This window comes from Desulfatitalea tepidiphila (genome assembly GCF_001293685.1).
GTDB classification, from domain to species: domain Bacteria; phylum Desulfobacterota; class Desulfobacteria; order Desulfobacterales; family Desulfosarcinaceae; genus Desulfatitalea; species Desulfatitalea tepidiphila.
In genome coordinates this window covers 731,067-743,832 of record NZ_BCAG01000006.1, presented here as the reverse complement: position 1 = coordinate 743,832, position 12,766 = coordinate 731,067, and the positions used below count along the sequence as shown (strand labels likewise).

At 55.0% G+C, this 12,766-nt stretch carries 16 protein-coding genes; 8 read left to right on the top strand and 8 right to left on the bottom strand.

Annotated elements, in window-relative coordinates; genetic code table 11:
* Window positions 1-22: 22 nt before the first annotated feature.
* The 7 genes from DFT_RS23320 to DFT_RS23290 form a co-directional block, all read right to left on the bottom strand.
* Window positions 23-208 (bottom strand): hypothetical protein, encoded by a 186-nt coding sequence (locus DFT_RS23320; RefSeq protein ID WP_054033841.1) that lies wholly within the window; start codon window positions 206-208, stop codon window positions 23-25.
* Between the two features lie 314 nt (window positions 209-522).
* Complete coding sequence (gene nqrF, locus DFT_RS23315) at window positions 523-1,749, bottom strand: NADH:ubiquinone reductase (Na(+)-transporting) subunit F (RefSeq protein ID WP_054033839.1); 1,227 nt, start codon at window positions 1,747-1,749, stop codon at window positions 523-525.
* Between the two features lie 65 nt (window positions 1,750-1,814).
* Window positions 1,815-2,423, bottom strand: coding sequence for an NADH:ubiquinone reductase (Na(+)-transporting) subunit E (gene nqrE / locus DFT_RS23310; protein ID WP_054033837.1), 609 nt, complete (start codon window positions 2,421-2,423; stop codon window positions 1,815-1,817).
* Entirely contained in the window at window positions 2,423-3,046 is a 624-nt protein-coding gene (locus DFT_RS23305) for an NADH:ubiquinone reductase (Na(+)-transporting) subunit D (protein WP_054033835.1), read from the bottom strand. The genes nqrE and DFT_RS23305 overlap by 1 nt, the downstream gene beginning before the upstream one ends.
* Window positions 3,047-3,066: 20 nt before the next feature.
* Window positions 3,067-3,780 (bottom strand): FMN-binding protein, encoded by a 714-nt coding sequence (locus DFT_RS23300; RefSeq protein ID WP_054033833.1) that lies wholly within the window; start codon window positions 3,778-3,780, stop codon window positions 3,067-3,069.
* Window positions 3,781-3,823: 43 nt separating this feature from the next.
* Window positions 3,824-5,008, bottom strand: a complete 1,185-nt coding sequence (locus DFT_RS23295; protein WP_054033831.1) for an NADH:ubiquinone reductase (Na(+)-transporting) subunit B — start codon at window positions 5,006-5,008, stop codon at window positions 3,824-3,826.
* Between the two features lie 63 nt (window positions 5,009-5,071).
* On the bottom strand, window positions 5,072-6,430 hold the full coding sequence (locus tag DFT_RS23290) for a 4Fe-4S dicluster domain-containing protein (protein ID WP_054033829.1): 1,359 nt from the start codon (window positions 6,428-6,430) through the stop codon (window positions 5,072-5,074).
* Between the two features lie 248 nt (window positions 6,431-6,678).
* Here DFT_RS23290 and DFT_RS23285 point away from each other — a divergent pair, with 248 nt between their 5' ends.
* Window positions 6,679-7,860, top strand: coding sequence for a citrate/2-methylcitrate synthase (locus tag DFT_RS23285; RefSeq protein ID WP_054033827.1), 1,182 nt, complete (start codon window positions 6,679-6,681; stop codon window positions 7,858-7,860).
* 48 nt (window positions 7,861-7,908) lie between these two features.
* Window positions 7,909-8,385, top strand: coding sequence for a Fur family transcriptional regulator (locus DFT_RS23280; protein ID WP_054034139.1), 477 nt, complete (start codon window positions 7,909-7,911; stop codon window positions 8,383-8,385).
* A gap of 54 nt (window positions 8,386-8,439) precedes the next feature.
* On the opposite strand, the gene DFT_RS23275 is transcribed toward DFT_RS23280, so the two are convergent.
* Window positions 8,440-8,799, bottom strand: a complete 360-nt coding sequence (locus tag DFT_RS23275) for a DVU0772 family protein (RefSeq protein ID WP_054033824.1) — start codon at window positions 8,797-8,799, stop codon at window positions 8,440-8,442.
* A gap of 578 nt (window positions 8,800-9,377) precedes the next feature.
* Between DFT_RS23275 and DFT_RS23270 the strand changes: the two genes are divergently transcribed.
* The 6 genes from DFT_RS23270 to DFT_RS23245 all read left to right on the top strand — a co-directional run bounded on the left by DFT_RS23270 (window position 9,378) and on the right by DFT_RS23245 (window position 12,750).
* Window positions 9,378-9,662: a hypothetical protein gene (locus DFT_RS23270; RefSeq protein WP_054033823.1), complete on the top strand. Its 285-nt coding sequence runs from the start codon at window positions 9,378-9,380 to the stop codon at window positions 9,660-9,662.
* Entirely contained in the window at window positions 9,662-10,237 is a 576-nt protein-coding gene (gene rbr / locus DFT_RS23265) for a rubrerythrin (RefSeq protein ID WP_054033821.1), read from the top strand. Before DFT_RS23270 ends, rbr begins: the two co-directional genes overlap by 1 nt.
* A gap of 67 nt (window positions 10,238-10,304) precedes the next feature.
* Window positions 10,305-10,679, top strand: a complete 375-nt coding sequence (locus tag DFT_RS23260) for a desulfoferrodoxin (RefSeq protein ID WP_054033819.1) — start codon at window positions 10,305-10,307, stop codon at window positions 10,677-10,679.
* A gap of 80 nt (window positions 10,680-10,759) precedes the next feature.
* Window positions 10,760-10,996, top strand: coding sequence for a rubredoxin-like domain-containing protein (locus DFT_RS27420; protein ID WP_369688345.1), 237 nt, complete (start codon window positions 10,760-10,762; stop codon window positions 10,994-10,996).
* Window positions 10,997-11,370: 374 nt separating this feature from the next.
* Window positions 11,371-11,772, top strand: a complete 402-nt coding sequence (locus DFT_RS23250) for a cytochrome c3 family protein (RefSeq protein WP_152972126.1) — start codon at window positions 11,371-11,373, stop codon at window positions 11,770-11,772.
* A 6-nt stretch (window positions 11,773-11,778) separates the two neighbouring features.
* Window positions 11,779-12,750, top strand: coding sequence for an NAD(P)H-dependent oxidoreductase (locus DFT_RS23245; RefSeq protein ID WP_054033813.1), 972 nt, complete (start codon window positions 11,779-11,781; stop codon window positions 12,748-12,750).
* Window positions 12,751-12,766: the final 16 nt, after the last annotated feature.

Sequence of the window (12,766 nt, the reverse complement as noted above, 5' to 3'; positions counted from 1 at the left end):
TGGGTTGATTAAATGGGAACACCTACTTATCCTCGATGGTGAATCGTGCCAGATTGGATCTTTGGGGCACAAACTCACCAATGGGAACCAGCTTTTTATTGAACTTGACGCAGTCAACGATCGTATTCCACAGCTTTTCGAGATCGGCGGTTTCGAGCGTGTTTTCAGGCACAAATTCGACAATGTTTTTATCTACCTTGATTTTCATGGGATCCCCCTTGCGTGTTATGGGTTTAGGTGTTGATCTCTGTCTTCTCATCATATGGACGGTCGCCGTTATGGGCTCGTCCGTTGGTTCATCAAGAACTGTGCCAGGCTCAAAAATCGCCCTGCTAAAAAAGTAATGGTTTAATATCATATAGATATTGAGCTTCCGGTGGTGACTGAACACCCGTATGGTTCGTCCGTTTCTGTTTGTGAGACACCTGTGTCTCAGACATTCAAGACAGCTGTAATGGGGTCGTTAGGTGTAATCAAGCGCAGGTCGATCGGCCGAGCAAGTGAGGTGCGAGCGAATTGTGACTATCCGAATTTGTCGTAAGCGATCATGTCGTTTTCAACGCCCAAATCGTATAACATCTTCTCAACGGCAGCCACCATGGGCGGCGGACCGCACAGGTAATACTCGATTTCGGTCGGGTCAGGGTGGTCGCCCAGGTACTGTTTTAGTGCCACCTGGTGGATGAACCCGGTGGGTCCATGCCACTTGTCCTCGGGTTGCGGATCGGACAGGGCCACGTGGTAACTGAAGTTGGAAAAACGCGCTTCGAGTTCCTTGAACTCCTCGTCGTAAAACATCTCCTGCCGCGATCGCGCTCCATACCAGAAGGTGATACGTCGTTTGGACTCTACGCCCAGCAGCAGCTGACGGATGTGGCTGCGCAACGGGGCCATGCCAGCGCCGCCTCCGATAAAACACATCTCCCGTTCGGTCTGCTTGGCGAAAAAATCGCCGTAGGGGCCGCTGATCGTTACCCGATCGCCCGGCTTGAGGTTGAAGACGTAGGAGCTGCCCACGCCAGGCGGCAGATCCTCTTTGCCCGGCGGCGGGGTGGCGATGCGGATGGTGAACTTGAGCAGGTCGGTTTCGACGGGCGGATTGGCCAGTGAGTAGGCCCTGTTGGCTGGTTCGTCAGACTTGGCCTTGAGCGTCAGCAGGTTGTATTGTTTCCAGGCGGCCTTGTATTTTTCGGCCACGCTGAAGTCTTTGAATTCGGCTTCGTATTCCGGAATGTCGATCTGCATGTAGGCCCCGGCCTTGAACTGGATCGTCTGTCCTTCGTCCAGTTTGAGCACCAGTTCCTTGATGAAGGTGGCCACATTGTCGTTGGAGACCACCGTGGCGGTGTATTTTTGAATGTTGAAGATTTCATCGGGAATCTGGATGGACATGTCCTGCTTGACCTTGACCTGGCAGGCCAGACGGACGTGCTCGATGCGCTCCTTGCGGCTGACCAGGGACAACTCGGTGGGCAGGATATCTCCGCCGCCTTCGAGCACCTTGCACTTACAGGTACCGCAGGTGCCCTTGCCGCCGCATGCGCTGGGCAGGTAGATCTTGTTTTCGATCAAGGCGCTGAGCAGGGTTTTGCCGCCGGGGGTGGTAACGCTCTTGCTTTCGTCACCGTTGATGACGATGCGCCGATCACCCTTGACCGTGAGTTGAGATTCCACCACCAGCAGGAGGCCAACCAGCAAGAGAATGACGCCTAGAAAGACCGCCAGGCTTATCAAATAGATTCCAGACATATTGAGGTCGTTTCCTTTTGACGATGAACGCGATCTACTTTGTATAGGGCGTTCTGCAGGGCGCTCTATAGGGTAATTCCCGAGAAAAGCATAAACGCCATGGCCATCAGACCGGTGACGATCATGCGAATCCCGAAGCCCTGCAGGCCTTCGGGTACGTCGGCATAACGCAACTTCTGCATGATCGTGGCCATGGCCACGATGGCCAGCAGCCAGCCCAGGCCGGAACCGAATCCGTAGACCATGGTTTCGGCGAACGTGTAACGCCGTTCGACCATGAAAAGCGCGGCCCCCAGAATAGCACAATTGACCGTAATCAAGGGCAAAAATACCCCCAAGGCATTGTAAAGCCCCTGGGAGTAGCGATCGATGACCATTTCGACGATTTGCACGATGCCGGCGATCGTTGCAATAAAGAGAACCAATTTTAAAAAACCCAGGTTGACATCGGGCAGGCCGGCCCAGGATAGGGCGCCAGGCGCCAACAGATAGTGGTAAAGCAACCAGTTGGCCGGCGTGGTGATGGTCATGACGAAGGTGACCGCCAGACCCAACCCCAGGCTGGTCTGAAGATTTTTCGAGACCGAGAGATAGGAGCACATCCCCAGAAAATAGGCCAACAGGATGTTTCCCACAAAGACGGAATTGACGAATATGCTGATCAGGTTTTCCATCATTTGTCCTTCAACAGGGTGTGCTCCAGCCAGACAAACAGGCCGATCATGATGAATGCGCCGGGCGCCAGGAGCATCAACCCCATATTGTGGTATCCGGCTGCGTAAAAGCTTTCCGGGACGATTTGAAATCCAAACAATTTGCCTGATCCGAGCAACTCCCGGAAAAAGGCCACGCCGACCAGGATCGAAGCATAACCGATCCCGTTGGCCAGGCCGTCCACGAAGCTGCGCCAGGGCGGATTGCCCATGGCAAAGGTCTCGGCCCGGCCCATGACGATGCAGTTGGTGATGATCAGTCCCACGAAAACCGACAGCTGCTTGCTGATGTCGTACATGAAGGCCTTTAGACATTCGTCGGCCAGGATCACCAGCGTGGCGATGACCGCCACCTCCACGATGATGCGAATGTTTCTGGGGATTTGACGGCGCAGCGATGAGATGACCAGGTTGGAGAAGGCGACCACGAAGGTGAGCGCCAGACCCATGACCAAGGCGGTTTTCAGCTGTACGGTGACGGCCAGCGCGGAGCAGATTCCCAGGATCTGTTTGGAAATGGGGTTGGACTGCCACAACGCCTCGGCGATGGCTTTATAGGTCGGGCTCTTGGATAGTTTGGGCATTTTTCCACAGCCTTTTGGAGTTAATCGGTTCTCAGGTAGCGCTTGTTCTTCTGCCGAAATTGAACGGCCACCGGTTCGTACTCTTTCAGAATCTCCTTCATGCCTTCGGTCAGAAACTTGCCGGTCATGGTCGCGCCGCTGATGCCGTCCACATAATTGATACGCTTTTCGGCGGCGATCTGATCCTCGGCGCTGCCCTTGGCAATTTTAATGGAAACGAACTCGCCGTTTTGGTTCACGATTTTTTTACCTTCGAAATTCTTCCGAAACCATCGGCTTTCGATCTCGCCGCCCAACCCCGGGGTTTCCTGGTGTTTGTAGACCGTGAATCCCCGAATGGTGGCGCCGTCGTTTTCGATGGCCAGATAACCGTGAATTTTTCCCCACAGCCCCTTGGAATCGATAGGCACGACATAGGCCTGTAGTTCATCATTCTTCATATAGGCATACAGCTGCAGATCATTGGTACCGCGGCTTTCCTTGTGCAGGATGCGGCCGCTGTCATCCACCACAAAGCTTTTGACATAGTTCCGATACATCTCCTGGATTCGATCGGCGCTGGTCGTTTCTCCTTCCGATAGGATGCCGAAGGCCAGCAGGATGTTTTTCTGGCGGTCCACTTCGGCGTTTTTCTGCTGAAACGACTGCAGCCCGGTGCTGGCCGCCGTGAGCAGCACGCTGCAGACCACACAGAGTATCGTTGCGAACAGCAGTGATTTTATGGCGTTTGGCATTTGATCACCCATCGGGTCGCTGCGGACCTGACCTTGCGTCCGACTAAATATTGGGTATTCGTTTGCGAATTCTCAACCGGATCACCAGGTGGTCCAGCAATGGTGCGAATACATTCATAAACAAAATAGCGAGCATGATGCCCTCGGGAAAGGCTGGGTTGAAGACCCGTATCAACACGGTCAGGGCGCCGATAAAAAAGCCATAGATCCAACGGGCGGCATGGGTGTCGGGTGCCGATACGGGGTCGGTGGTCATGAAAGCGATGCCGAAAGCGGTGCCGCCGATGATCAGGTGGTAGAAAGGGTTCATGCCCAGATAGGGCGCCGAGCCTTCGCCGGCAAACAGATTGAGCACATAACCGAGGGCGAGCACACCGATGATATCCCCCAGGATGATGCGGTAGCTGGCCACTCCGATGATCATGAGGACCACGGCGCCGATCAGACACAGCAGGGCCGAAGAGGCGCCGATGCTGTCTGGATAAAATCCGAGAAACAGGGTGCTGAAATCATACCCGGCGGCGGCCAGGGTCTGTTCGACCGTTTGCGAGGCCGGTGCCGTGGTGGCCAGCGCCAGGGGGGTTGCGGCCGTAACCGCATCCACGGCTTGGGCGCCATGGTTATAGACCGCCGTCCAGACGGCATCCCCGGACATCTGGATGGGATAGGCAAAATAGAGAAAGGCGCGTCCGGTCAGGGCCGGGTTGAGAAAGTTGCGGCCCGTGCCGCCGAACACCTCTTTTCCGAGTACGACCCCGAAAGAGATGCCCAAAGCCGCTTGCCACCAGGGCGTCGTGGGCGGCAGGGTGAGGGGAAAGAGCATGGCGGTGACAAAGACGCCTTCGCTGATCGGATGCTTTCGGATGGCGGAGAAGACGATTTCCCAACCAAAGCCGAACAGGTAGGAGATGATCACCAGCGGCAGAACGATTTTGGCCCCGAACACCATCATGGGCCAGAAGTCCAGGGGGTGGCCGGCGGCCTTGAACGACTGCAGTCCCACGTTATACATGCCGAAAAACAGGCATGGCAGGAGCATGACGATGACCAGCATCATGTAGCGTTGCACCGTGAGGCTGTCACGGGCGTGGGGCGCTTGACCGGTCACCTGTCCGGTGCCGAAAAAGACGCGTTCCATGGCTTCATAAAAGGGTTCGAGGGGCGCCAGCGGTCCGTTGCCTTCAAAATGCCGGCGTTGATTTTCGAAAAATTGGCGAATCGCTTTCATCGTCGCATGGCACCGTACGTTCGGGGTCGCTGAATTGTTCCCGACGCTCTGATGTTCTGGGCGTTAATCGGGTTTAACGGCTTGTTCTTTGGCATAGGCCGCCTTGGTGGCGATAAATGTTCTGCTGAGCTCGATTTTGGAGGGGCAGACATAGCTGCACAAGCCGCACTCGACGCAATCGAGCAGTCCCAACTCGAGATACTCCTCGACCTCTTCGGCGAGGATGGACTTGTAGATCATTTGCGGCAGCAGATCCACAGGGCACACATCCGCACAATGCATGCAGGCGATACAGGCGCGCAGATCGCCATGCATATTGCAGTTGTATACCAGGGCCTTGGGGTTGAGCCGGGATAAAAAGGTGCGTGAATAGCTCGGGCGGCTGACGCCTGGGTTGAACAATGCCAGGAATTCGGGTTCACCGCCCTCGGGCACCACGTTGACCGCGGTTTCGTAAAACCCCACGTATCCATCGGAATCACTGCTGTAGCCCCTGAAGAGGCCGCCGACGACGAAACGTTCGCCACCGTGCAACCGTGCGTCCTCTACCATTTGGGATAGAGGCGCGCCCAACCGGATGTGGCAGTGGCGCCGATCGGGCGCCGCGCTGCCGGCCACGGCCACCACCCGGCGGATCGGATAGCGCCCTTCGCGCAGCAGGTGGGCCAGTGCGAGCAGGTCCTGGCCGGCCACAAACCAGGCGCGGTTTTGAGAGGCGTCGGATTTGATGCGATAGAGCACGGTTGCCGGGTCGTCACACGGATAGTTTCCGCTGACGACGTGTGTGAGCCACTGCCCGGCTTTCTCAATCACACTGCTTTCGCTGGCATCGGCAAAGACCCGCACTTTGCCCGGGGCCAATACGTTCAGGGCCTTCAGGCCATAGGCCAGCAATTGTTCCTGATCTTTCAGGTAAACGGCCGGCGACGGCTGAAATGGCTCTTTGGCGTTGAGCGAGATCAGAATAAAAGGAGGTTCTCCATCCGGCGCGGGCAGGTCCCGAAAAGGCAGTTCGCGGAAGGCCCACCACATGCCGCCGTCCAGAATGCGGTCCACCAGCTCTTGCCGTTCGATTTGCGCCAGTTGGTTTTCGGTGACCGCCTGAAACCGGGTTTCGGGTTCAGGAGTCTCCTTCCGGTCGATGACAATCGCTTGAATCACGCGGCGCGGTCCGAACGAGATGTCGTGGATCGTCCCGCCTCCCGGAGATAGAAACTTGAACCGTGGATTGCGTTTGTCTTCAAACAGCGGTGATCCGATTTGGACCTGATCGCCCTTTTTGACGAGGAGGCGGGGTTTGATGTGGGGAACGCGCTCGGGCAGCACCGCTACGCGGGCCGGTGCCGGCAGGACGATCAGGTCATCGGCCGGTGCTCCGGCCATGCGGAACCGGTATCCCTTTTTAATGGTCAGCTTTTGCATAGCCTGTCAGCCCTGATGGTATTCTTCGGTCGGCCGGCTGTGAAGGTGCGCCATACGCGCTTGGACGCTTGGAACAACCGGTCGATGCGTTGGTGTCATTGGCAGTTTAAGGATAACCGGAATTTCGATGTGGATGCCTCTTGACCATTAGCATTTTAAGGTTTTATTTTCAATACACACATGATAACGATTCCTAATCCGGCCGAAAAGCCGGTTTCCCGTGACGTCGAAGATTAAAGGAGGCGATGATGGAAGAGGAATGCAAACCGACGATCAATACCGGTCTACGCGGTGTCACCGTCGCCAGCACCAAAATCAGCGACGTGATCGGCAAAGAGGGCAAACTGATCTACAGGGGCTACCTGGTGCAGGACCTGGCTGCCAGGGCAACCTTCGAAGAGATCGTCCATTTGCTGCTATACGAGCGTCTTCCCAATAAAGACGAACTCGCTGTTTTGAAAAAGAAACTGGCGGCCGAGCGTGAGATTCCCGACGCATTGATCCGGGCGTTGGAGACGCGGCCGGCCGATGCCCTGCCCATGGACATTCTCCAGGCCGCCGTATCGATGCTGGCCAATCACGATGCCGAAGCGGCCGATGCCAACAAGGAAGCCGCCCTGCGCAAGGCGATCCGACTGATCGCAAAGCTGCCCACCATATTGGCCGCTTGGGAGCGGATTCGTACTGGAAAAGCGCCGGTCTCGCCGGATGCGGGCATGGGGCACGCCGAAAACTTTCTCTACATGCTTTTCGGCCAAAAACCCAATGCCGATCTGGTCCATTTCTTCGACGTGGCTCTGGTCCTGCACGCCGAACACTCCTTTAATGCGTCAACCTTTGCCGCACGGGAGGTCGCCTCGACCCGGGCGCATATGTACGCAGCCGTGTCTGCTGCCATCGGGTCGTTATCCGGCGAGTTGCACGGCGGCGCAAACGTGCGCGTGATGCAGATGTTGATGGATATCGGCAGCCCGGACCGGGTGAGTGCCTATGTGAACAAGGTCCTTGACGAAGGCCGTCTGATCATGGGCTTGGGGCATGCGGTCTATCAGACCGACGATCCCCGCGCCCACATCCTGGCCCCCATGTCCAAGCGCGCCGGCGAACTGGCCGGCGACACCAGATGGTATGAGATATCCAGAATTTTAGAGGTCGAAGGCAAAAAGGCGTTCAAGGAACGCAAAGGAACCGATATTTACGTGAACGTGGATTTCTACAGCGCTTCGCTTTATTATTCGATGGGCATTCCGGTCGATCTTTATTCGCCCCTGTTCGCCATATCCAGGGTGGCCGGATGGACGGCCCATGTGATCGAAGAACAATACGCAGAGGCTGCCCCGAAACCCATGCTTTATAGGCCGGAATCCAAATATGTGGGGGAATACTGCGGTCCGGAAGAGTGCAGTTTCATTCCATTGGATCAACGCTGATCCGTCTCGTCGATGATTCCATGGATGGTCCCTGCCGAGTGAATGACGATGCATTGTCTGGACAAAAAAAACCACCTGGTAAGCAATGACAAACTGCGCATGACCCAACAGCGGCGTGTGATCCTTGAGGAGTTGCGCAAGGAGAACACGCATCCCACTGCGGATCAACTTTACGAGATGGTCCGCAAGCGGCTGCCCCATGTGAGTCTGGGGACGATCTACCGGAATCTAGAGCTTCTCACCACCATCGGTGAAATCCAAACCCTCGAAATTGCCGGCAGCCAAAAGCGTTACGATGGTATCGCGCAGCACCACTATCATGTCCGTTGCGTTTATTGCGGCCGCATAGACGATGCGCCCATTGCACCGCTCAATCGCCTTGAAGATAAGCTCTACGGTACAACGGTGTACACCATCATGGGGCATCGTCTCGAGTTTTTAGGCCTCTGCCCGGAATGCTCCCAAAACGAGGAGGCCGTCAGGTTTGCAGAGCACCTGCTCACCCATCCAAACGGCCCGAACTGATCCGGTATCGACGAATTTTAAAAGAGGCTGTTAAGGGCGGAGCCCCACAACACCTTACGCCGCTCCTAGTTCTTTCTGCAGCCACGTTTTGACGATGCCCTCGACCGCGTACACACCCTTGAGTTCCCCGTGCTCTTTAATGAAAGCCTTCCGGATCCGTTCCGGCATCTTGATGTGGGCCAACTCTTTGGCCCCGTCGGAGTTGCGCCGGATCAGATAGATGGTCGGTGGCTCTTTCCAGGTGCTCACGGAAAAATAGCACGTTTCATCGTTTTTTGAACGAATGACATAATTGCCGCGGGCCCAATTGTTGCCCCACTCCAGATAGAGCCTGACCGCTTCTTCGGGTGTCATCTCCCAATCAATGGTATTGAGCAATTCGGTGTTTCTTTTAAGGCTCTCTATATTTTCCATTTGTATTCCTTTCCGTGGGATATTTTTTTCGCTAAACTCAATTGCATTCAAAATTTAGCAATTGTTATGCCGTTTTCAATCTGCCGACCGGGAATATTGAGGCACAAGGCGGCACCTTGCTTAAAACGTATCTGTATGTTACGAGTGATGCACAATACACCTTGCAGGGTTGACGCTCACCTGCCTTTTGTAGTTCTTTTTATATCCGACCTGTTCATGAATGATCCCGTTTTCAAAAACCGCAGGTGCTACCGACCCATGTGATGTTGCTCCCGGCGATTGTTTTGAGACACTTATGTATCATCTGCATCGAGAAGTGGTTTAGGTTTTTTTAAGTGATTTAAATAAGATAGCTGGTGTGCACGTGCAGACTTTGGCTGTCGCGATCATCGGGTGTATCAATTGAAAGGGGTGGCGAGGCAGTCGAGGGACCGGGTCGCGGTGTTTCTTGGTCCTTTAGACGCTTGCTAATCATGTGATTGCTTCATTTCTACGGACTTGATCTTTCATTGGCATAAGTTTTGATATTCTCTGGACGTCGTGTAGATCCTATTTTTTCAGTCAACGAAAGCTGTCCGGTGAAACCCTGCGATCACAACATTAAGCTGACCATTGCACTGACCCAGGAAATGATGCGTCTGGCCGATCGTGGTGATGCCGACCGTGAGGATACGGGCTGTGGCATTCTCTATGGGATGCTACGCGATTCGGCCTACAAGATATGGCGCATGGCGGAAGAAGAGAAAAAGCGCCACCAGGCCAAAGGGTGGTGGGACGAGCACTGCCCGGTGTCGAGCGACCATGGCGAACTATCCATCACACCCATTCAATCTGAACAGGACAACAAAAAGGAGGACAAGTAGTGGCAATTTTAAAAGGATCCCAAACCGAAAAAAACCTGCTGATCTCATTCGCGGGGGAGTCCCAGGCGAGGACTCGTTACACCTACTTTGCCAGCAAAGCCCGTAAGGATGGCTTTGTTCAGATTTCGGATATTTTCGAAGAGACGGCCAATCAGGAGAAAGAACACGCCAAGCGGTTTTTCAAGTTTCTGGAGGGCGGAGAGATTGAGATCGCAGGTGCGTTTCCCGCCGGAATCATCGGTTCTACCCTGGAGAACCTGAATGCAGCAGCCGACGGCGAGCGTCATGAGCATATCGAGATGTATCCCGGTTTTGCAAAAATCGCCCGTCAGGAAGGTTTCGATGCCATCGCCATGGTTTGGGAGGCGATCAGCGTGGCCGAAAAACAGCATGAAAAGCGTTATCGCGATCTGGCCGCCAACATTCAGGCCGGCAAGGTTTTCAAGCGCAGCCAGGCCGTGGTGTGGCGCTGTCGCAATTGCGGGTACCTGCATGAGGGTTACGAGGCTCCCCAAATGTGCCCGGCATGCGCCCATCCTCAAGCCCATTTTGAATTGTTGGGCGAAAACTGGTAAGCTTTTTTTATCGAGCCATTCAGCAATCGTCCATTCACCCATCAACAAAGGAGAGGAGAAAAGGGAAATGACCGAAAGGTTGGAAGTTTACAAATGTAATGTTTGTGGCAATATTGTAGAAGTGTTGCATGCTGGTCCCGGCCAACTCGTGTGCTGTGGTCAGCCCATGGTCTGCATGAAGGAAAACACCGTGGACGCGGCCAAGGAAAAACATGTTCCCGTTATCGAGAAGATCGATGGCGGCGTCAAGGTAAAGGTGGGCAGTGTGGCTCATCCCATGGAAGAGAAGCATTACATCGAATGGATCGAAATTATCGCCGATGGAAAGGCATACCGGCAGTTCCTCAAGCCGGGGCAGACCCCCGAAGCCATCTTCATGGTCACGGCATCTGACATTAAAGCCCGTGAATATTGCAATATTCATGGGCTCTGGAAGGCTTAGGCGGGCTGATAAGGTCCAGGCTATCCGGCCAGACTACTCAAGTCGGACATCGGCCAGTGTCTCCCGGACGGCGGAATCAAATGCGGGTTTTGAGTTGTCCACCCGCAAATGGCCAGATGGCCATTTGCGGGTGGGTACGAATTAATGGAGGGGGTGATTGCATGGCCAAGTGGAAATGCGGCAATTGCGGGTATGAGTTGGAAGCCGAACGGCCACCGGAAAGATGCCCGTCTTGCAAACAATCTTGTGAGTTTTTAGACAACACCTGCTATACCCCGGATTGTGCGGTGAGCGGTAAGGACCCTCGTATCAAATAGGGGATTTCATATCTTCACACAACGAAGGAGGAAGTCATGTCCACACCTCAACATTGTCCAGGATTTGAAAGTTTCCGGAACCTCAAGTCGTTTGTGTGCAAATGTCCGAAGTGCGGGACACCAAAAGAAATTTTTTCTGATGAGTTTCACAAGCCGCACAAATGCGACAGCTGCGGTGAACCCATCGATTTCACGCAGTGCAAACTGGAAGGCGCCAGCTGATCTTTGGAGGCTTCGGTAGCACCGGGGTTCTCTGTGGCATTCTGAGGTAACCTGGGCTTATATTTCTATGAAGTTGCACGGCAGCACACGACCGTTGTTGGGCCGGATGCGGCGCAGCGTGCAGTACTGCCTGGTGCAGGGAGGGGTGTTGATTGCAAAAATCACCGCAGAAGGACCCACCGGAATCCGTTCAAAAAGAGACATCCATGATGCGTGTCGCTTTAATCCTGTTGGTTTTGTGGGGGGCAGTAGTGATGTTGCCCGCTGCAAAGGCGGAGATCAACAAGGGTGCCGCCCAGATTATGCTGGAAGGGGGTAGCAGCGGACCGGTGCCGTTTCCACATCAGGACCATCAAACGCGATTGGCGGATTGTTTGATCTGCCACCAGGCGTTTCCCCAGGAAAAGGGCGGCATCGAGAAGCTTAAAAGCGAGGGCGTGCTGCAAAAAAAACAGGTGATGAACAAGCAGTGCATCAAGTGTCACAGGGCGGAGAAGACGGCCGGCAAACCGACCGGTCCGCTCACGTGCAACAAGTGTCATGTGAAGGAGTAGAACCGGATGCTGGCCCTCGGTCTTCAAGGCAGCCCAAGAAAAAAGGGTAACAGCGACATTCTGTTGGCCGCTTTCATGCAGGAACTGGCGCAGCTGGGCATCGAGATCCAGACCATCGATGTGTGCAGGCGGCACATCGATCCGTGCAAGGAGTTTACGGTTTGCGAGAAAAAGGGTATTTGCCCCATCGACGATGATATGAGCCGTGAAATTTACGCATTGCTGCGCAAGGCCGATATCATCGTGGCGGCATCGCCAATTTTTTTCTACAACGTCACGGCCCAGCTCAAGGCATTGATCGATCGCTGCCAGACCCTCTGGTCGCGAAAATATATGCTCAAGCTCAAGGACCCCGGGCACGCCATACGGCGTGGCTACATGCTTTCCGTTGGGGCTACTTCTGGAAAACAGCTTTTCGACGGTTTGAACCTAACGGCCAAATACTTCTTCGACGGCATCAGCGCACGATTCGCCGGCAGCCTCACTTACCGGCGGATCGAAGCCCGTGGGCAGATCAAGGACCAGCCAGACCTGCATTCGGACGTGGCTCGGGCGGTCCGCGAGTTGACCCAGGACCTGATCGGGCGCCGGCGGGTGCTCTTCGCCTGTCGGGAAAATGCATGCCGCAGCCAGATGGCGGCGGCTTTCGCTCGCCTTTACGGTGGTCATCGATTGGACGTGGCTTGCGCCGGAAGCGAACCGGCCGCTCAGGTCAACCCGCTCATGGTCGAGGTGATGCAGGAAAAGGGCGTGGATATGGGTTTTTGTACCACCCAATTGCTGAGAACCGCCATTGCGGGCCAACGTCCAGAGATCATCATCACCATGGGATGCGGTGAACAGTGCCCGTTCGTACCGGGCGCCGAGCGCCGCGATTGGGATCTGGCCGACCCGGCCGGGCAATCCATCGAGGTGATGCGGCAGACGAGAGACGACATCGAAATGATGGTGAAGAGGTTTATAGATACCCTTCCATAGTCGCGTAAAATCGGCC

Excerpts from the sequence above, each read along its gene's own strand:
- nqrF (WP_054033839.1), bottom strand. The coding sequence starts at position 1,749 with ATGTCTGGAATCTATTTGATAAGCCTGGCGGTCTTTCTAGGCGTCATT.
- nqrE (WP_054033837.1), bottom strand. The coding sequence starts at position 2,423 with ATGGAAAACCTGATCAGCATATTCGTCAATTCCGTCTTTGTGGGAAAC.
- DFT_RS23290 (WP_054033829.1), bottom strand. The coding sequence starts at position 6,430 with ATGCAAAAGCTGACCATTAAAAAGGGATACCGGTTCCGCATGGCCGGA.
- DFT_RS23285 (WP_054033827.1), top strand. The coding sequence starts at position 6,679 with ATGGAAGAGGAATGCAAACCGACGATCAATACCGGTCTACGCGGTGTC.
- DFT_RS27420 (WP_369688345.1), top strand. The coding sequence starts at position 10,760 with ATGCGGGTTTTGAGTTGTCCACCCGCAAATGGCCAGATGGCCATTTGC.
- DFT_RS23280 (WP_054034139.1), top strand. The coding sequence starts at position 7,909 with ATGCATTGTCTGGACAAAAAAAACCACCTGGTAAGCAATGACAAACTG.
- DFT_RS23320 (WP_054033841.1), bottom strand. The coding sequence starts at position 208 with ATGAAAATCAAGGTAGATAAAAACATTGTCGAATTTGTGCCTGAAAAC.
- DFT_RS23295 (WP_054033831.1), bottom strand. The coding sequence starts at position 5,008 with ATGAAAGCGATTCGCCAATTTTTCGAAAATCAACGCCGGCATTTTGAA.
- DFT_RS23305 (WP_054033835.1), bottom strand. The coding sequence starts at position 3,046 with ATGCCCAAACTATCCAAGAGCCCGACCTATAAAGCCATCGCCGAGGCG.
- DFT_RS23300 (WP_054033833.1), bottom strand. The coding sequence starts at position 3,780 with ATGCCAAACGCCATAAAATCACTGCTGTTCGCAACGATACTCTGTGTG.
- DFT_RS23260 (WP_054033819.1), top strand. The coding sequence starts at position 10,305 with ATGACCGAAAGGTTGGAAGTTTACAAATGTAATGTTTGTGGCAATATT.
- DFT_RS23245 (WP_054033813.1), top strand. The coding sequence starts at position 11,779 with ATGCTGGCCCTCGGTCTTCAAGGCAGCCCAAGAAAAAAGGGTAACAGC.
- DFT_RS23275 (WP_054033824.1), bottom strand. The coding sequence starts at position 8,799 with ATGGAAAATATAGAGAGCCTTAAAAGAAACACCGAATTGCTCAATACC.